Raw genomic sequence first — 19,992 nt, forward strand, 5'->3', positions numbered from 1 at the left:
ACTCCGTTACAAGATCCTTATCAGGTGATTTTGCTGTCGCCATTTAAGCTAACCCGCAGTTCTACTGCCTCTGCCTTCAGGCGGTGACCGTTGTGCTCTGCTAGTGCGCCATCCAAAACCGGCAAGGCTTGCTCCTGACCAGCCAGTTTCTTGAAAAGCGTGAGCGCCTGCGCCACCACCTGGTCCATGTTGTAGTATTTGTAGGTCGCCAGCCTGCCGACAAAGTGAACGCCGGGCGTGGCATCCGCCAGCTTTTTGTACTGGTTGTAGATCGCAGCATTCTCAGGGCGCGGCACCGGGTAATAGGGGTCCCCCTCAGCCTTGGGGTATTCGTACACCACACTGGTTTTGGGGTGCTGCTGCCCGGTCAGGTATTTGAACTCCGTGATGCGGGTATAGGCGTGCTCGTTGGGGTAGTTTACCACCGCAGCAGGCAGGTGAACGGGCGCATCGAGTGTTTCGTGTTTGAACTCCAGGGAGCGATAGGGCAGCTTGCCAAAACAAAAGCCAAAGTACTCGTCTACCGGACCGGTATAGATCATCTCCCGGAAAGGAATCAGGTCCAGAATTTCGTGGTAGTCGGTGTTGAGCATGATCTTGATGTTGGGATGCGCCAGCAGCTTTTCGAACATACTCGTGTAACCGTGCAGCGGCATGGCCTGAAAAGTGTCCGTGAAGTAGCGGTCGTCGCGGTTGCTGCGCACCGGCACGCGGGAGGTCACCGATTTATCCAGCTCCGATGGATCCATGCCCCAATGCTTGCGGGTATAGTTGCGGAAAAACTTTTCGTAGAGCTCGCGCCCCACCTTGCTCACCACTACATCTTCGGAGGTACGCACCGGCGACACGTCCTCTGCCACGGATTTGAAGAAGTCCTCCACCTCAAAAGAGGTCAGGCTGAGCCCGTAGAGTTTGTTGATCGTATCGAGGTTGATGGGCATGGGCACCAATTGCCCGTCCACGCTCGCGAGCACCCGGTGCTCGTACGGGCGCCAGGCGGTGAACTGCGACAGGTAGTCGAATACCTCCTTTGAATTGGTATGGAAAATATGTGGCCCATAGCGGTGCACCAGGATGCCGTCTTCGTTGTAGTGGTCGAAGGCATTGCCGGCAATGTGCGGACGCTTGTCGATGATGAGCACGCTTTTATGCAGCTGCGAGGCCAGTCGCTCGGCGAGCACGCTGCCGGCAAAGCCCGCTCCCACAATCAGGTAGTCGAACATACAGTTTGATTTATAAGGTAAGTGTTAATCCTGATCAGGATTTTCGCTGCTTTTTCAGCTCCAGGGCATCGGTGATCAGCTTCGCCATGCTGCCCCAGGTAGTATCCCATGAAAGATCGGCCATGAAGTCGTCCACCGCGGCCAGCCACAACTCGTCTTGCTGCTGCGTCAGGGCCTGCTCTACCGCGGCAATAAAAGCCTCGGGCGTAGCGGCAATGTGTACCAAACCTTGCTCGCCATAGGGGCGGATCACGTCCCGGATGGGGGTTGAAACCACAGGTTTGCCCGCCGCAAGGTATTCGGGGGTTTTGGTCGGACTGATAAACTCGGTGGATTCGTTGATGGCGAATGGGAGGAGTGCCACATCCCAGCCACTTAAATAGGCCGGTAGCTCCTTATAAGACTTACCGCCTAGGTAGTGGATGTTGGCGTGCCGGGGCAGCGTGGCCGGATCAATCTTCACGACCGGCCCAATCATGATGAGCTGCCACTCCGGCCGGGCAGTGGCCATCGCTTCCAGCAAGTCCAGGTCCATGCGCTCATCTATCACCCCAAAGAAACCGATGCGGGGTGCAGGTACAGCTGCCTGGTCGGCGGGTTCGGGCAAACGGGTTCGTGCCTGCGCAAAGTGCATCTTGTCAATACTGCTTGGGAAGGCGTAAGCCTGCGGGTGCTGCTTCTTTTTAGCCTCGTACAGACTCTGACCACCCGTAAAGACAAGATCAGCCTTTTGGAAAAGTGCCAGTTCGCGCTCTTTGAGTTGGGCGGGCGCAAACCTGAATGCCGACAACTCGTCCATGCAATCGTACACGGTCATGGCAGGCTTAAAATGCGACGTAAAACCCAGGGCCATTGGGGTGTAGTACCAAAAGAGGTAGTCCGCTATCTTCTGTTCGGCAAACAGCTCGTCGAGCAGGCGGCGCTGTGCTTCCTCCACCGCTTCCGGTGAGAGTCCATGAGGCATATGCGGCACGACCAGCTGCACCTTCCCCTCCCGCTCCGTCACTTGCAGGTATGGCTCCTGGCAGTCCACAAAAACGGGCTCTTCCACAAAGAAGACACGCGCATGAAGGGCGAAGCGCGAGAGCAGGTGCTGTGGCCGCTGGTACACAAAATCCCAGCGCAGGTGCGAGAGACAAACCACATCCCGTATACCTTGTAGAGGATTGGCAGACGGGGTTTCTTTACGTGTTACTTTTTTTTCTTCGGTCTTGGAATAAGAGACCGCACTTGTGATTTCCTCACCGGTTGCTGCCGGCGCAATGGATTCTGAGTTTGTTTTAAACATAGCGTTCTTTTAAGAGACATTGAGGCCAGGTTACGGGATTGTTTCAGGTAGGCCCCGAACTGATAGTACAGATTTAATAACTACGTGAGTTATGATAAATCATCTTAAGAATATACACGTATTATCACCGTTTTATACACTTAATTTTTATATTCACATCACTGAACCCATACCTGCAACTAATTATCAAGTCTCCGATAGCTGAGATTAAGATAGAATGTCTATTTTGCACATTAGAAAAAGCAGGTGGAAGGTATGGCTGATCCGGAGTTGGAAGATAAAATTGTGGCAAGAGAGACGGGCATCGGCATACGCAATGAGCGTTCGCTGCATGCCGCCCTGAAGCAGTGGTACGCCCAGCCCGGCGATAACTTTGAAGTGCCTGTCGGCGGTTTTGTCATCGACCTGGTGCGCGGCGAACAGCTGGTCGAGATACAGACCCGCAATTTTACCGCCATCCGGCAAAAACTGCAGACCCTTGTGCAGGAACATCGCGTACACATGCTGCACCCGATCACGCTCGAAAAGTGGATCGTGCAGGTAGACGAGTCTGGCGCAAGAACTTTATCCAGACGAAAGTCTACTACCAAAGGGGCGCTTACCGATCTGTTCGAGGAGCTTGTGCGGCTGCCGGAACTGGTCAACCACGCCAATTTCTCGATTGAGTTTCCGCTCATACAGGAAGAGGAGGTGCGCTGTAAAGACGGCAAAGGCAGTAAGCGCCGCAAACGCGAAAGCCTGAAAGACAGGCGGCTGGTGTCTGTGGTTTCGTCCAGGGTATATAGCAAGAACACCGATTTTCTGGAGTTTCTGCCCCCTTCCCTGCCCCAGCCCTTTTCGAACAAGTGCCTGGCAGCGGCTACCGGGCTGCCGATGCACCGCTGCCGCCAGATCACGTACTGCCTGCGCAAGATGGATGCGATTGTGGTCGTGGGAAAGAGAAGGAACGAGCTGCTCTACGAGTGGTAGAACACCAATGCAATACACAAACAGAAATAAACCTAACAAACACTAAACTATACCCTGATGCCATCCACCACGCCAATTACGACTGACGCAGCTGCCTCGCAGTCGAAAGAAACCCCGCGGGACTATAGGAATTATACCTCCCCGCTCATCGTCGTTACGCTCCTGTTTTTTATGTGGGGCTTTATCACCTGCATGAACGACATCCTGATCCCGAAACTGCAGGAAGTCTTTACGCTGCAGCTCTGGCAAGCCATGCTGATCCAGACGGCTTTCTTCGGGGCTTACTTCATTGTGTCGTTCCTCTACTTTATGATGTCCATTATCAAAGGCGACCCTATCCAGAAGATCGGCTACAAAAACGGTATCATCATCGGATTGCTCGTAGCGGCCGTGGGATGTGTCCTGTTTTACCCGGCGGCTGTCCTGCACAGCTATGGTTTCTTCCTGATGGCCTTGTTCGTGCTGGCATCCGGCATTACGGTACTGCAGATTACGGCCAACCCTTATGTGGCGATTCTCGGTCCGCCTGAAACCTCATCCAGCCGCATGAACCTGTCTCAGGCGCTCAACTCGTTTGGCACCACCATCGCCCCCATCATTGGCGGTTACCTCATTTTCGACCAAGTGGCCTCTGCCCAGATCGACACGGCTGACTCGGTGAAACTCCCTTACTTGGGCCTTGCCGGACTTCTGCTGCTGCTGGCTTTGCTGATTAAGGTTGCGAAGTTGCCGCGCCTGGAAGGCGGTGGCAAGATTGAGCGAGGTGCAGGTGCCACCAAGTATCCGCATCTGGTGCTGGGTATCATCTGTATTTTCATGTATGTGGGCGGTGAGGTGAGCATCGGCAGTGCGCTGATCAATTATATCAAACTTCCTCAGATCACTGGTTTGTCAGAGTCCGAGGCAAAGCATTACCTGGCCTTTTTTTGGGGTGGTGCCATGGTCGGTCGCTTCTTCGGGGCGGTGGCTCTGAGCACTTTGAAGAGCACAGGCAAATTTATGGTGATCGGCCTGATTGCCCTGGTTACGTTCCTCACGGTGTATGCACTCTATGACCTGAACGAAGCCCTGATCATACTGGGCTTGATCGCGCTGAACGTGGTGGTACTGCTGCTGGCCCGCTTTATACCTAACCGCACCGTAGGTCTGTTTGCCCTGGCCGTGATCGGTCTGCTGCTGATCGGTATCGTGGCGGAAGGTACGCTGGCTATGTGGGCAATCATCGCCATCGGCCTGTTCAACTCCATCATGTTCCCAACCATTTTCGACCTGGCCATCAAAGGACTCGGCCGCCACACCAGCCAAGGCTCATCCCTGTTAGTTATGGCCATTGTGGGTGGTGCCATTGTACCGCCACTACAAGGCCTCTTCGCGGACCTAACCGGCGACCTGCAGCTTTCCTTCATCATCCCGATGATCTGCTACGCCTACATCGTGTATTATGGCTTTGTGGGGTATAAAGTGAAAGAGGCTGCTGTGTAAAGCACCAAGAGACTTCAAACAAAAAAAAGACCGCGGGGTAATCCCGCGGTCTTTTTTTTTGTTTGAATGAGGATTGGCATGAATTGAGGATTTTCAGAATTCTAGTGCACGATTAACACACCACTGCCCCTCTCAAGAGGGGATTTTCCGTAGCTGCTATCCCACAGGTATAGGCACTGTAGTTTCCAGAATTATTATAGACCACTGGCAGGTATAGCAAGACTAACTTGCACGCTGACTATGAAACAGATAGTAGTGCCAGGTGCACCAAATGACACTCCACTGTCTGAGCGGTCAGCGAGTTTGGAGGGTCTTGACTTTTTTGCTTACTTTTTGTGTCAAGACAAAAAGGAAGTGCCCGCCGCACAGGCGAAGCTACAAAGCATTACAGCTTAAGGTATAGAATGACCGAAGCTACGTTAGGTATACCTAGGCCGGAAGCCCCACGATACCAGACACGAGCGTGGACGCTCGCGCCATAAAATCACTTCATCAAGGGGCTACAGCAAAAAGCTTCTTATTCGGCTTGCTGCCCATAAAAAACGTGATCTTCCCGCCATTCATAATCTCATCATGCGTCAGGTAAGTGCGGTTCACAGGCTTCCCGTTCAGCTCCATTTTCTGGATAAATACATTCTTATCACTCTGGCCCTTCACGTCGATGGTAAAAGTCTTGCCGTTCTCGAGGTTGATGGTGGCTGATTTGACGGCGGGGCTGGTGATGGCGTACTGGTCAGAGCCGGGAGCGACCGGGTAAAAGCCCAGGGTGCTGAAAATGTACCAGGCGCTCATCTGGCCGAAGTCGTCGTTACCGCCCAGTCCGTCCACTGTTGGTTTGTACATGGCTTTGAGCACCATGCGGGTGCGTTCCTGTGTTTTCCAGGGCTGGTCGGTCCAGTTGTAGAGGAAAGGCACGTGGTGCGAGGGCTCGTTGCCGTGCACATAATTGCCGATAATGCCTTCCCGGGTGATATCTTCGGTGTTCTCGAAATATTTATCCGGCAGCTCCATCGTGAAGAGGGAATCCAGGCGCTGGGCGAAGCGGGTCTTCCCTCCCATCATCGCGATCATTTGTTCCGGGGCATGTGGCACGTAGAGGCTGTAGTTCCAGGAGTTGCCTTCAATGAAGCCCTGCCCGTGCGTGTCGAGCGGGTCGAACTCCTGCTTCCAGCTGCCGTCGCTCAGCTTCGGGCGCATGAAGCCGGACTTGGCATCGTACACGTTTTTATAGCTTTCGGCTCGCTTACTGAACTCCTCGTAAATGTCCTGGCGGTTGAGCTTTTTGGCCATCTGCGCGATGCACCAGTCGTCGTAGGCGTACTCCAGCGTTTTGGATACCGAGGAGCCGTTCTTGTCTTCCGGTACGTAGCCCAACTCCATGTAGTATTCCAGGCCGTCATAGTAGCGCGTTCGGGCGGTCTGCACACAGGCATCGAGGGCACGGTTCGCGTCGAAATTGCCATTGCCTTTTAGCACGGCATCCGCAATCACGGGTACGGAATGGTAGCCGATCATGCACCAGTTCTCGTTGGCATAGTGCGACCACACCGGTAGCATTTTGTGCACGCTTTGGTCATAGTGCGCCAGCATGGACTTGATCATGTCGTTGTTGCGAGCAGGCTGCAGGATGTTAAAGAGCGGGTGCAGTGCGCGGTAGGTATCCCAGAGCGAGAAGCTGGTGTAGTTCGTGAATCCGCTGGCTTGGTGCACGTTCATGTCAATGCCCCTATACCTGCCGTCCACGTCCATATACGTGGTTGGACCCAGGAAGGCATGGTACATGGCAGTATAGAAATTCACCAGGTCATCTTTGCCGGCATCCACCACTACTTTGCTGAGCTCTTTGTTCCAGGCGGCCTGCCCTTCACGCTTCACCCGCTCAAAATCCCAGTGTGGGATCTCGGCTTTCATGTTGGCCAGCGCGCCTTCGGTACTCACCGGCGAGAGGGCGAACTTGATCTTGATCTTCTCCCCTTCTTCCGTTTTAAAATCAAAGTAGGCTCTTATCTTTTTGCCGGCAAACTCGGGAAAGTTTTTGGTCTGGTCGAACTTGCGCCAGAAGCCTTTGTATACCTGGGCCTCCGAGTAGTCTTTGTTGCCATACTGGTAAAAGGGCTTGCTGAAGGCCATGGCAAAGTATACGGTGCGGGTGCGGGCCCAGCCGTTGGTCTGGCGGTAACCGGTGATCAGGGTATCGTTCTCCACGCGCACAAAAGTCCAGGTGGTTTTGCCGTCGTAGTTGTAAATGCCGGACATCAGGTCCAGGATGATGTGCGCCTCGTCGGACTTGGGGAAGGTATACTGGTGCATGCCCACGCGGTTGCTGGCCGTGAGCTCTGCCAGGATGTTGTGATCGTCGAGCTTTACTTTGTAGTAGGCTGGTTCTGCCACCTCGTTGTTGTGCGAGAAAGCCGAGCGATAGCCGCTTTCCGGCTTATCGGCCGTGCCCGGATTCAGCTGCAGTTTCCCGGTAGTAGGCGCAATCAGGAAGTCGCCCAGGTCGGAGTGGCCGGTGCCGCTGAAGTGGGTATGGCTGAAACCGACGATCGTCTTGTCATCATACTGGTAGCCGGCGCAGTACTTGTACACGTCCTTGTTATACTTACCGTTCACCTCGTACGGGATGGTATCGGTATCCGGACTCAACTGCACCATCCCAAAAGGCACGGTGGCACCCGGGTAGGTATGGCCCATTTTAGCGGTGCCGATCATCGGGTTGACGTACTTCACTAGATCAGGGGTCGCGGTTTTCTTTTGCGCCACGGCCAGGCAAGGTATAAGCAGCAGAACGGTTAGGGTAAAAACTCTCATAGTACGGGGTTAAGGTATAGCTCTTAAAGTTAAAGTTTATTTTTAAACCAGAGGCTCTTGCTTGACCAGAATAGCTGATTTGAATAACATTGTCTAGAAGAGCGTCTAAGTTGTACAAGAACACACTATGTCATTTCGACCTTTGGGAGAAATCTGCAAAATTGCCACTACATGAAATCATCCAGATCTCTCCTATCGTCGAGATGACAAAAGAGGGTACGTCCGCCTCCGCTTATACCTGCAAATTGACTAACTTGCCCTCGCTTTTAACACCCTGCATTTTACACATAGCCGCCCGATGGATTTTATTGCGCTTGATTTTGAAACGGCCACGCCCCAGCGTGACAGCCCTTGTGAGATAGGTATAACCGTGGTGCGTAACAGGCGCATTGTGGAGACACGGTCCTGGCTCATCAAGCCGCTGTATTACCCAAATTTCAATTCTTTCAACATCGCCGTGCATGGCATCCGGCCGGCTGACGTGAAAGACCAGCCTGATTTTGCCGAGCTCTGGCCGCAACTCAGGCCTTACCTGGAAAACCAGCTCCTCATCGCCCACAATGCCAGTTTCGACATGGGCGTGCTGCGCAAAACATTGGCCACCTACAACATACCTTTGCCCGAGGCGCGCTATACCTGCAGCCTCAAATTCTCGAAGAACATCTGGAAAGGGATGCACAAGTATGACCTCAAAACGCTCTGCAACCTCCACCGCATCGATTTTCTGCACCACCGCGCTGCCTCCGACGCCGATGCCTGCGCCCGCCTTTCGCTCAAGGCCCTCGACCTGACAGGCACCACCTCCGAAGCAGAGTTTGACTCGCGCATGGGCTGCAAGATTGCCCGGGTATAGCAGCACTTCTCCCCTCCTTTTAATTCAGGAACATAGCGTAACACAACTAAAAATAATTTTTGTGTAAACCGGGTAATGTGTATACTTTTAGAGAACCTGAATTAGGAATCTCTAACAAAACACATGACTATGGAAAACACATCAAAAGCCGTTCGTATCACCATCAGCACCCATGTGCAGGCGCCGGTAGCAAAAGTCTGGCAGTACTGGACCGAGCCGCGACACATCATGCAGTGGAACAGCGCTTCCGAAGAGTGGCATACCTCGCGGGCGGAGAACGACCTTCGCGTCGGCGGCACTTTTCTCTCCCGAATGGAAGCCAGAGACGGCAGCATGGGCTTCGACTTTAGCGGCACCTATACCGACGTGCAGGAGCACCAGCGCATTGCCTATACCTTAGAGGACGGCCGGAAAGTCGAGATCAGCTTTGAGCCCCAGGGTGAAGAAACCCTTGTAACTGAATCGTTTGACGCGGATCCGAGTCATGATGCCGGCATGCAGCAGGCGGGCTGGCAGGCCATTCTCGATCATTTCAAGCGCTACGTGGAAGCCGCTAAAGCCCGCACGCTTCACTACGAAATCAGGATAAAGGCTCCCGCCGCACAGGTATACCGCGCGATGCTCGACCCGGAGCAGTACAAAGCCTGGACCGCCGTATTTCACCCGACCTCGCATTACAAAGGCTCATGGGAGAAAGGCGCCAAAATACAATTTCTGGGCCTGGACGAGCAGGGCAAAACCGGCGGCATGGTAAGCCGGATAAAAGAGAACATCCCGAACCAGTTCATCAGTATCGAGCACCTGGGTCTGGTGCAGGACGGCAAGGAGATCACGAGCGGTCCGGAGGTAGCGGATTGGGCGGGTGCGCTAGAGAACTATACCTTCACAGAGACGGAAGGCGAAACGCTGCTCGCCATTGACGTGGACACGAACCAGGAGTTTGAAGCCCACTTTGCAGAAACCTGGCCAAAAGCCCTTCAGAAAATCAAAGCCATGTGCGAAACCAAAGCTTAGAATGAAAAAGAGCCGCGCTTTCATTTGAGAAAGGCGGCTCTTTTGGTTTATGGCTTGGAGCTTTATTACTCGTAGGTATAGCTTTCGCCAATGGCCGGCACGTTCGGATACGATTGCACTTTGGCGTAGCGCTGCTTGGGCATTCCTGATTCGTGGTAGGTATAGGTATAGATTTCATCATTGCGGAAGCCTGGGTTATTTTGGAACAGCTTCACGCCAGGCAGAAACATGGTGCTCTGGATGTAAGGTAGTGGGTTGGGGTTGTTATCATAGCCTCCCCAGCGAATGGTAACTGGTGCGCTCAGGTCTTCGGCCTTGCTACTCGTCGACCAAGCCTGCACCAGCTCGGTCAGGTTGCCCCGCACATCGTATTTGTAGTCGATTACATGCAGCCTCCCCTCTGCTGAAGTCGCATAACTGATGTTGGCTTCGCGTACCAATTGGTCACCATTGTAGGCATAGGTATAGCGGTAGATCGGCTGGTGGTCGCGAGAATAAGTAACGGCTTCGATCACGTTATCGCCCTCGTAAGTATAGAGCAGGTAATGCTCTCCTCCCTTAAAGTTGAGTCGCATCGGTTTATTCCCTTCCCAGATCACAGTATAGCCATGCGTCTGCTGGTCGGTATAGCTCAGCTCGACCAGCCGTTTCTGGTCATCGTAGCGGAACACCCGCGTACCGAACTGTTTTAGCAGGCTGGTGCCGGTAACAGGTGGCTGGTCTTGGTTAGCAGGTGGTGTAACAGGCGGCGTGGTGGTTGGCGTACCTGTCGAAGGTTTGCCTGGCGTAGCAGGTAAAACCATCTCTTTTTCGCAGGAAGTAAGCGTCAGCAAGGAGAATCCTATTCCAGCTAGCAGCACGATCATACGGGGGCTTGCATTAGAACTTTTCATAGTTTTATTTAAGGTATATAGCAAAAACCCATTTCCAATTTATATGCCAAGAATTAGGAAAAGCTAATATTTTGGGTGAAGAGAGGAAATTAGGGAGTAAGGTTTGAGGCAGCTACCTAAGTGGCGTTCGGAAGTGAACAGAAATTGTTCGGTTTTGAGTTGAAATAACAAATTACAAATGGCTATAGATCAAGCACATCTTATTAAGTACAACAGTTTTAACTCCACAATACTTAATTAATGTGTATTTTAGAAGCTAATGATAATACAGATATGATTTACCTCGACAATAACGCCACAACTAAAATAGACACTAGAGTACTTGAAGCCATGGTGCCTTTTCTTACTGATAATTTCGCTAACGCAGCTAGCACACATCCTTTCGGATTAGGTGCATATGAGGCTGTCAAAAATGCAAGGCAACAAGTGGCAGACTTGATCGGAAGTGAAACGAATGAGATAATTTTCACTTCAGGAGCTACTGAAGCTATCAATCTTGCTATAAAGGGAGTAGCAGAAAATTACTGCAATAAAGGTAAACATATCATTACCGTTAAAACAGAACATAAAGCAGTACTTGATACCTGTGAGTATTTAGAAACAAAAGGATTTGAAGTAACCTACTTGCCAGTTCAAGCAGATGGTTTGATTGATTTACAGGTTCTTAAGGAAGCAATTAGAGCTGATACAATACTGGTTTCAGTAATGCTGGTGAATAATGAAATTGGTGTTATTCAACCTGTCAAAGAAATTGCTGATATAGCCCATGAAGCCGGAGCTATATTTATGACAGATGGGACACAAGCTGTAGGTAAAATTGAAGTGGATGTTGATGATTTAGGTATAGACTTGATGTGCTTCTCAGGTCACAAAATGTATGCTCCAAAAGGTGTAGGTGCTCTTTTTTTTCGTCAGCGCCGACCAAGAAGAGTAAAATTAGAGGCACTAATACATGGTGGAGGACATGAAAGAAGCTTGAGAAGCGGCACACTTAACGTGCCAGGAATTATTGCTCTTGGAAAAGCCTGTGAGATAGCTAAAACTGAAATGTCTGAAAATCAAGACAAGATTAAAGACCTAAGAGATTATCTTGAAACTGAGCTATTAAAGATTGATGATACTAAAGTTAATGGTAATAGAAGTCAGAGAATTTATAGTACTTCAAATATTTTGTTCAAAGGTGTTGACAGCGATGCAATCATTATGGGCTTAGAGGGCATCGCTGTCAGTAATGGAAGCGCTTGCACGTCTGCATCAATTGACCCAAGTCACGTTTTGATGGCACTTGGACTAAGCGAAAATAATGCTTTTTCTTGTATCAGATTTAGTTTAAGTAAATATAACACAAGAAATGAATTAGAAATTTTAATCAATTTGTTAGGTGTTTTAATACCTAATCTAAAAGGGATGCTAACATAACACAACTTGTATCAATATAAACCTCAATAATAAAACGATTATAACTTCACCGTTTAAGCGCAAGGACTTTATCTAGGTCTGAACTTTTTAAGTCTTTATTACTTATTAATCCTCCAGCATATAACAGAGCATTTCGAATATCTTTTCTTCCAATACCAGATGCTTGTATTGTGTCTTTAGTAAAATCATAATCTACAGCATTTTTAAGATATTTATAAAAATCCACCTCCTCACTAATTATCTCTTTCTCTAAAATTCTTCTCAGCAAATCAAAAACCGCCTGGACACCTACGGTTTTGTAAATGTAAGACTTCGAATTATACTCCTTCCATATTGTATCTTTTGCAACCTTTAGGAAGGTCGATATAATTTTATAAATAACCTCATCTTCCTTATCTAAAAAGTGACTCCTAAGTGGAGAACTATCCTTAAAAGGTTTGACCATACTCCGACTTCTCTTGCCCCAAATATTTTCTTGAGCCATTTCAACTCTATCTCTTTTAGGCTTAGTACTAATCAAATTTAATATGCCATCAACAATCGTGGCAGTAGATACAGACCATTGTTTGCTGTCGCTAAAGATTCGGTTATGTAGCTCTGAAGAGATAGTAGGAGCAATCTTAATGTGTCCTTTTAAGGGGCTCTCTGTAAAATTTAAACGTCTTGTAAAATATACAGCTAATTTCTCGGGATTCCATGAATGTTGAGGTTCATCTTCAACATTAAAACCAAACTGTTCTAATGCCAGACTTTTATCCACTTTCTTTTGATTACCGTTGATTGTAGCAAATAGAAATGCTTGATATGAATTTGGTAAGTCAAAGAATATCGAACAAGGTAATTCAACATCTAAGCGGCTCTTATCTTTAAGATAAGGATCTTCAAATCCTTTCATACGATGTTGACCATCAATTATAGCAGCTAGTTTACTATGAGATGGAATTCTTAATCTGTATAGATTATCGTCTACATGATGTATGTCCCAACGTATAGCCTCATCATTCACTAACTCACCTTCCTCATTATAATTTACAGCTAAAATTATAGAATTAGGGAATGCCATTTCTACTGAATCAATATACCTGCCAATTTCGACTAATCTTTTATGATCTATCTTCCTTTGGCTTCCGTGAAGCTTTCCTTTTTCATCTTGGTATTGTAACTTTTCTGAGAAAGTAATTTTTAATAAATCACTGGCTTTCAGAGATGCGATGTAAAAGTCACAAAGGGGTTGCTCAACTCGCAAAGCAAATACATCAAGAAAACTCATTAGAAACGCCCTCCTAAAGTTGAATAATTATCGTAACTCGGATTCTTATGCTTAACATATAACCATACTATCCAAGATAAGGCTGTAAAAGCCCATGCATAAATAATGGATTGGTCTAAACGGGAAAACTTAGAGTCTACAAGCGATTTATATATTAAAAAAGCCGCAAGTATTATTATTACTAGAATAATAAAAAATTCTAATTCATTTTTATTAAACTCATTATTTGTCTTAAACAAATATCTTATTCGATCAATAAAAGCAACCATTACTAAAGCAATCGAATAGGTAATTAGATTCCAAGGTAGCCCATTCCAGGTACTCTCCTGAATACAATCGTATTGAGCCTTATCGAACGCAAATGGCAACCATACACCAAGTGAGCTTAATAGCATGATGGTAATTGCAAAGTATAATGCATTTACTGAAATATTTATGAGTTTGCCTTTCATAATTACTATGTTATGCTCTGAACAACTCTCCTGCTCTAAATTCTTTAAGATTAGAAACTACCTGATACTTCTGTATCTTCTCCATGCTACTTTTAAGTTTATTGGCTTCTTTCTCTCCTATTCCTAAGAACTTGCTCATCATTTTCAGGTTTGTTTTGTCTTTAATATCGAACAAGAAAGCTGTTTCGCACATGCTAGAAAAATCAAAAGAAGGCTGATTAAATTCTTCTATACCTTGAGAAAGAAGTACAACGGAGACACCTTTAGAACGTATCTCACGGAGAATTTTTTCAAGCAAGTCCTGAGATTTCTTCTCTTTAAAAATCACATGGGCTTCATCTATAAGTAGCACATATCGCATACCTTGGTACTTGCCCTCTATAGGGGCATTTTCCATGTTCATGAATATGTTATAGATATAGTTAATTAGTAAGAAGACAGCTGTAAAACGTACTGCCTTTGGTAAGTCTCCTGAAAGACTTAGATAGTGGTTCTTGTTCAAAAAGCTATTCTTTAAATCAACCTTAGATTCAAATAGCTCTAGTTCACTTAAACTCTGCAGTACTTCTCGTAGTTTACTGGCTTTATCTCCCTCTGCATCTAAAACAAAATTAAAGATGTCATTGAATGATGGATATCCCCCATTCTTTTTGGCAGCAAAGGCATCACGAGTAGCATCCCTCAGCGTTTGTACCTGATTTTTTCCTATCCCAGAGTAAGCCTCTATTATATCAACAAACTTATTGATACCCATGATCTTATTCTTCTCATTCACATTGTCTATGAAAGACAGTGGATTAAGAGGAAACGGGGTATGAGGGGCATCAATATAAACTGCTTTAGTTTGATCAAAGAATGGCCTTAAGCTTTGCTCATCCTCCTTTTTTAAACCTTTAAAGTCTAGGTAAATGAAGTTTACTTCACCTTTCGATGATTCGACAACTTGTTTCAGGAAGTTATTAGCAAAATACGTTTTTCCAGTACCGGAATTGCCTGCTACAGCGACGTGTGCATTATTATGTATAGAAGTGTCATTCAGATTAAAGAAGATTTGCTCCTCAGAATCAATCTCTTTTCCAACCAAAATTCTAATTGCATCAGCATAATAACTCTTTTTAATTGTTTGATTAAAGTTTTTAACTGCATCTAAACTAATTTCAGCATCTTCTAGTGCTTCGATACCATTGGCCACATTCTCTAAAAGGAAGTCAAGGCCAGAATAACTTTTATTATTCTCAAAGAGCCTATTAATTAATTCTAGGCCATGATCAATATGCATCTTAATGTACTTACCGATGCTTGCATCAGTCTTGTACAAACCATAATGCTGGCAAGTTAAAGCAATGTAATAATCACGGTAGCTGCCAAACAGGATATCATCTTTGTATTCTTTCCCTTTGCTGTCTTTTAAATCTGTTTCCAGATTAAGCTTCTCACCTTTTGCAAGAGAATAGCTAAAAGCAATTCTTGATATATGATTCTCAGAAGGTAGGTTTATCCTCCTTGTAAGCTCCTGTACAACTACCTTGTTGGCTTCAGAAGTCTTTATATTAAATTGCATTATACAGACTGTTGTATGTATTTAAAAATTCACTTGGGGCAATGGCCTTGAATTCGGACTTATCTTCATGTAGATTATTAATCAAGAATGTGCCCGCTATACTTGGGAAGAGAATATCAAATTCTTTAGAGGTAAGTTCCTTATTGATCAAAGGGAATAACACAACTTGGTCAGACACATTAGGATAGAAATACCTAACTATATTCTCCGCATGATGCTCATCAAACTTTTGCATAGGTGAGTCAATAAATACAGGGAACTGGATATCTGACTCTTCGACCAGCCCTCGTAGAAGTGCGGTTGCATACATCTGCTGCTCGCCTTTAGACAAAGATTCCTTTTTTATCTCTTCACCTCTACTATTAAGCAGCACAATATCTATGTCTTCACCTATTATATCAACTCTTACATTTTTGATAAAACCTTTCTTATGCATAAGAGTCGATAGTCCTTTAAGTATCTGATCTTCTAATGATTTCTTCTTCTGCTCTTTAAAATTCGCTATGAAATCTTTCAGGTTATTTACTAGTCGAGAAGCCAACTCATCTTTTTCCTTATTAGCTGCTGCTACATCGAGTTTTTTTGATATGGCCTCTATATTTTTTATTTTTTGAGTTTTCTCATTTGAGAACTCTCCTATCTCTCGGTTTAAAGATTCAATGGTTTGATCAATGTGGATTACTTCATTATCTAATGAATCCTTTTTAGCCCTAAAAATTGCAATTACAGGGTCTTCTTGGTTAGCTTCAGCATCCTTTAATCTCCTTCTTATAGTATTGAGATCATTTTTGGCTTGTATATAATCACCGTTAATCCTTTTAAATGCTTCTTTAAAAGATAACTTGATATTATTAATTAAAGAGTTTACCTCATTAACCTGGGTTTTTGAAAACTCATGAAGCGTTTGAAAGTCCTCAGGTAAATCTGGGGTATCAGGGTAAAAGTGTTTCTTAATTAACTCCTGAAAGGTATTTTGATAGAAAGATCTAACACGATGGTCTATTACCAAATCATCGGGTCGCTGTACCTCAGCTAGTTCTGTTAGGATTTTGTTAGTCGATTCTTTTACATTATCTACTTGATACTTAGCTGTTTTGAAATCAGTCTCGTTTTTAATCTGCTTCGAGACCTCAAGAAGTGAACCTCCAGCGATCGCAAAAGGTATCAGTTCATAACTTTCCTTAAGTTCATTTTGGAGCTCTTTTAAACGAAATGATAACTTTTCTTCTTCGATTCGCAATTCAGCTAGCTCTTCCATCGTAATTTTGCTGCCAGCGCGAATCAACTTTTCCTGAATATCTCTCGATTCTTTGTTCTTTTCGCTTCGCTGTTCTTTTAATTCCGATATGCGACTTTGATTATCCTCAATCTTAACTTCAAAGGATTCTACATCACTTCTAAGGTTTATAAGTTCAATCTTTTCTTTACTACTAGCCGAATCTTGTCTTAATCTGAGCTGTAGTGTTTCCAACTCGTTCTTTAGGTCTTCATACTTCTTTATACCTAAAACTTCTGAATAAGCCTGACTTAACTTTCTTCTCTGCTCAGCAGTATTTATTTCTGCAAGCGTTACAATTTTTTCTGCATCAAAGAAAAAGAACTTAGCTATCTCTTTAGGTAAGATAAAATCCCTGATGAAAATTTCAGGGCCTACTTCTTTCGATAATTCGTTTGCATATCCGTCCACTAAAATTTCGACTTCATCAGCAGTACTAGTAATCGTGTCGAAGCTTCTAGTGACCTTTATTTCCTTACAAGGAATATCAGCAATATTAACATTGTTGAATGTTATAGAAACTGAAAACTTAGTATCACCTTCCGCCTTAGCAAGGCGATTTAAAGAGTTAACGATATACTTACTATATCCTCCTTGGTCAGCGATCTCTTTATTATATAGGTCATCTACATCCTGCATTTGCTTACCATAGAGACACCATACCAAAGACATTAGAAACGTAGTTTTCCCAAAACCATTTCTGCCGCTTACTATAAAGATGTTTTTATCTTCCTCTGAAGTAAAATCGATTTTATTAAGCCCATTATAAATTCTAAAATTATAGAGCTCAATTTCCTTAATTATCATTTCCTGCTACTTCTTTCTTTGCCTCTAAATATTCTTCCAATCTAACATCAATATCATTTTGAAGGCCTCTTTTGCGTAGCAGCAAGGCTTTCTTTTTCTGAATGCCAATCAGGTCTTGAATCAACTGGAGCTCTTCAAGGTCTTGTTTGCAAGATTTCTTCAAAAGCTCTTCTTCAACTCTGAACTTCTCCTCTTGTTTGCTCATATCAAGGTCTTTATTATAGATGCGGTTGTAGATATCTGCTACCTTATGATTAAAAATTCCATCGCGATACCAAGTTACTTGAATAGCAACTAGTTCTTGATGAGAAATAAGCTCAACACCACCTTCAGTATCCTGTATCTCTTTTTGCGCAATTAGAAGCTTTTCTAGGAAGTCTGCTCTTACCCAACTTTTATATGGCCCATAGAAACCTTCAGGTTTTTCTCGGCCATCACGCCCAAATTTTTCTCTATACTTCTCTCCGTTTTCACGTGTCTCTACTAGATAGTCTCTAAAATCCATCAAGGGCTCCATCCATTCTTCTCCACTGTCAATAAGCCCCTCCATTGACTTATCTCTTTTAACAACAGTACATACCCAGCAACCAAACCTACTATTGCCGCAGCTCGGACTCGTTTCGTCAATAACTAAAGGACAATCACCACTATTAGCATTTCTATAAAGAGTCACTAACTCTTTATTAGTACCTCCCCAAGGTGGCGCTACTTGATTAAGATATTGCCACAGTTCATTCGTTGTTATATCCTTAATCGGAGCATAGACAAAAGCATTAGGCAGCATATGCTTTCTGAGCCTATTTCCTTTTATAGCATGCTTCTTTATAGATCTTGCTCTAGAAGAACTTTCATCACTTCTTGTACCGAGTAATATAATTGCTTCACCCTTCTCGCTTACTTTGTCTAGTATAAAGCGAGTTGTTGGATTTATTTTCAAGCGTTCAGTACACCATCTAAAGGTATTACTTGGGGCTGGATATCCTTTACCGATCAAATTAACCCAAAAAGTATCTTCTAGTCTTGGTATAGTTCTTATCACTTTGAATGGCATACCTGTTCTGACAGCAGCTTCTTCAATTTTCTTGAGAGTTTTTTCAATAAAAAGAACAACCTTAGGGTTCTCTACAAGGGTGTCATTACAAACAATGTAAATGTCTCTAGTCCAACTTAATTCTTCTATTTTTTTTATTGCGTTCCACACAACCTGCAATAACATAGTAGAGTCTTTGCCTCCACTGAAACCAATAATCCAAGGACGATCGGGATTTTCGTCATGTAAATATTGGTCTATAATCTCCGCCTCTAAATAATTTATATTGAATAGCATTTAGCTCTTTGTAAGGGTAATCGAGTAATTTTAATTTAAAGTATTAAAAATATAAAATATTATTTGTAAATCTGTAATTATATTAAAAGTTTAAACAGCTTTATCTATTAATAACTGACTGTGAACATTTTAGATTTTCACAACAGTTATTAAGCTTCCAATTAAATGTCAGAATCCACTCTCGTCACCTTGTTTCTTAACATTAACACATGGAAGAGTAACGGTGAACGCGCTCCACACAAACCACTCTTGCTATTACTTGCATTGGGAAAGTTGCAACAGGGGGAGTCAGACTTTATGCCTTATGCAGAAGTTGAGGAAAAGCTAAAGGACTTACTAATAGATTTTGGCCGTCCACAGAAAAATGTAAGACCTCATTATTCTTTCATCCGGTTAGCCAACGATGGTATCTGGACACTTGATAAAGTTATACAGGTAAATTCTTCCGGCGATGCCAGCCCAAAGGAGCTCAGAGAGAAGCAGGTTGGTGGTAAGTTCACTGAAGAAATCACGCAACAGTTAAAGCAAAATCCACAACTGTTCAGAGAAGTGGTTCAAAGACTATTGGATGAGAACTTTCCTGACACAATACATCAGGATATTCTCGATGCTGTTGGTATAGAATTAGATAAGCTTGGTGGTAGTTTCCAAGTCAGACGAATTCGAAAGCGCGATCCTCAATTCCGCGAAAGCATCCTGAGAGCCTACGAATACCAGTGTGCTGTTTGTGGTTTTGGCGTCCGTTTAAAGCATAAAGTCCTTGCATTGGAGGCTGCTCACATCATGTGGCACCAGGCTGGTGGACCCGATGTAGAAGTAAATGGTTTGGCTCTTTGTGCTACTCACCATAAGCTCTTCGATCTGGGTGCCTTTACTGTTAATCCTGACTTACGACTGCTCGTATCAGATGAAGTGAACGGCATCGGTGCAAACGAATGGCTTCTGCAGCATCACGGCAAATCTATTCGGGCACCTCAGAAGAAGTCCTTTTATCCCAGTCCCGATTTCACCATCTGGCATGTCAATGAAGTGTTCAAAGGCGGATATAGAGACGTCTGATTGAGTTGCCCGGACTACCATTTTCATATTACTTGCTCTAGCACAAGACCTTACTCTCCCACACTAATCATCAATAAAGAAAAAGCAGCAGTGTCACGCAAAAATCAGCGCGGCACTGCTGCTTCTCTGTTACACTGACCACCAGTCGCCAGGCAAAATTCAGGACAGGGCTTAATACAAAAAAAACACTCGTAAAGCCCTTCAACGAAATAAGAATCTTTCTCAAAAACCTCACTTGCATTAATTCAAGCTGGTTTTCAAGCTATGTGCTATACCTACTCAAACTAT

15 protein-coding genes are annotated in these 19,992 nt (G+C 45.3%); 6 read left to right on the forward strand and 9 right to left on the reverse strand.

The window, feature by feature from the left end; genetic code table 11:
• Positions 1-20: 20 nt before the first annotated feature.
• Both glf and B0B12_RS05190 read right to left on the reverse strand, forming a co-directional pair.
• On the reverse strand, positions 21-1,223 hold the full coding sequence (gene glf / locus B0B12_RS05185; RefSeq protein ID WP_076666392.1) for a UDP-galactopyranose mutase: 1,203 nt from the start codon (positions 1,221-1,223) through the stop codon (positions 21-23).
• 34 nt (positions 1,224-1,257) lie between these two features.
• Positions 1,258-2,511 (reverse strand): glycosyltransferase family 1 protein, encoded by a 1,254-nt coding sequence (locus B0B12_RS05190; RefSeq protein WP_076666393.1) that lies wholly within the window; start codon positions 2,509-2,511, stop codon positions 1,258-1,260.
• Between the two features lie 255 nt (positions 2,512-2,766).
• Here B0B12_RS05190 and B0B12_RS05195 point away from each other — a divergent pair, with 255 nt between their 5' ends.
• Both B0B12_RS05195 and B0B12_RS05200 read left to right on the forward strand, forming a co-directional pair.
• On the forward strand, positions 2,767-3,480 hold the full coding sequence (locus B0B12_RS05195; protein ID WP_083704083.1) for a DUF8091 domain-containing protein: 714 nt from the start codon (positions 2,767-2,769) through the stop codon (positions 3,478-3,480).
• A gap of 57 nt (positions 3,481-3,537) precedes the next feature.
• Entirely contained in the window at positions 3,538-4,962 is a 1,425-nt protein-coding gene (locus B0B12_RS05200) for a sugar MFS transporter (protein WP_076666394.1), read from the forward strand.
• A 492-nt stretch (positions 4,963-5,454) separates the two neighbouring features.
• Here B0B12_RS05200 and B0B12_RS05205 read toward each other — a convergent pair whose 3' ends face one another.
• Positions 5,455-7,773 carry a GH92 family glycosyl hydrolase gene (locus B0B12_RS05205; RefSeq protein ID WP_076666395.1) on the reverse strand — a complete coding sequence of 773 codons (2,319 nt, stop codon included), beginning with the start codon at positions 7,771-7,773 and terminating at the stop codon, positions 5,455-5,457.
• Positions 7,774-8,071: 298 nt separating this feature from the next.
• Here B0B12_RS05205 and B0B12_RS05210 point away from each other — a divergent pair, with 298 nt between their 5' ends.
• Complete coding sequence (locus B0B12_RS05210; RefSeq protein ID WP_076666396.1) at positions 8,072-8,626, forward strand: 3'-5' exonuclease; 555 nt, start codon at positions 8,072-8,074, stop codon at positions 8,624-8,626.
• Between the two features lie 129 nt (positions 8,627-8,755).
• Positions 8,756-9,640, forward strand: coding sequence for an SRPBCC family protein (locus B0B12_RS20745; protein ID WP_076667693.1), 885 nt, complete (start codon positions 8,756-8,758; stop codon positions 9,638-9,640).
• 65 nt (positions 9,641-9,705) lie between these two features.
• On the opposite strand, the gene B0B12_RS05220 is transcribed toward B0B12_RS20745, so the two are convergent.
• Entirely contained in the window at positions 9,706-10,533 is an 828-nt protein-coding gene (locus B0B12_RS05220; protein ID WP_244554604.1) for a hypothetical protein, read from the reverse strand.
• Positions 10,534-10,806: 273 nt separating this feature from the next.
• On the opposite strand from B0B12_RS05220, the gene B0B12_RS05225 reads away from it, so the two are divergent.
• Positions 10,807-11,952, forward strand: a complete 1,146-nt coding sequence (locus tag B0B12_RS05225; protein WP_076667697.1) for a cysteine desulfurase family protein — start codon at positions 10,807-10,809, stop codon at positions 11,950-11,952.
• A gap of 46 nt (positions 11,953-11,998) precedes the next feature.
• Here B0B12_RS05225 and B0B12_RS05230 read toward each other — a convergent pair whose 3' ends face one another.
• Genes B0B12_RS05230 through dndC form a run of 5 tightly spaced genes read right to left on the reverse strand, consistent with a single transcriptional unit; the run spans position 11,999 to position 18,645 of the window.
• Positions 11,999-13,222, reverse strand: coding sequence for a DNA phosphorothioation-associated DGQHR protein 1 (locus tag B0B12_RS05230; protein ID WP_076666397.1), 1,224 nt, complete (start codon positions 13,220-13,222; stop codon positions 11,999-12,001).
• Positions 13,222-13,674, reverse strand: coding sequence for a hypothetical protein (locus B0B12_RS05235; RefSeq protein ID WP_076666398.1), 453 nt, complete (start codon positions 13,672-13,674; stop codon positions 13,222-13,224). Before B0B12_RS05235 ends, B0B12_RS05230 begins: the two co-directional genes overlap by 1 nt.
• Positions 13,675-13,684: 10 nt before the next feature.
• Positions 13,685-15,235 (reverse strand): DndE family protein, encoded by a 1,551-nt coding sequence (locus B0B12_RS05240; protein WP_076666399.1) that lies wholly within the window; start codon positions 15,233-15,235, stop codon positions 13,685-13,687.
• Positions 15,225-17,318: a DNA sulfur modification protein DndD gene (gene dndD, locus B0B12_RS05245; protein WP_076666400.1), complete on the reverse strand. Its 2,094-nt coding sequence runs from the start codon at positions 17,316-17,318 to the stop codon at positions 15,225-15,227. The genes B0B12_RS05240 and dndD overlap by 11 nt, the downstream gene beginning before the upstream one ends.
• Complete coding sequence (gene dndC, locus B0B12_RS05250; RefSeq protein WP_076666401.1) at positions 17,308-18,645, reverse strand: DNA phosphorothioation system sulfurtransferase DndC; 1,338 nt, start codon at positions 18,643-18,645, stop codon at positions 17,308-17,310. The genes dndD and dndC overlap by 11 nt, the downstream gene beginning before the upstream one ends.
• A 165-nt stretch (positions 18,646-18,810) precedes the next feature.
• On the opposite strand from dndC, the gene B0B12_RS05255 reads away from it, so the two are divergent.
• Positions 18,811-19,704: a phosphorothioated DNA-binding restriction endonuclease gene (locus B0B12_RS05255; protein WP_076666402.1), complete on the forward strand. Its 894-nt coding sequence runs from the start codon at positions 18,811-18,813 to the stop codon at positions 19,702-19,704.
• Positions 19,705-19,992 lie beyond the last annotated feature (288 nt).

This window comes from Pontibacter indicus, assembly GCF_900156345.1.
Lineage (GTDB): Bacteria > Bacteroidota > Bacteroidia > Cytophagales > Hymenobacteraceae > Pontibacter > Pontibacter indicus.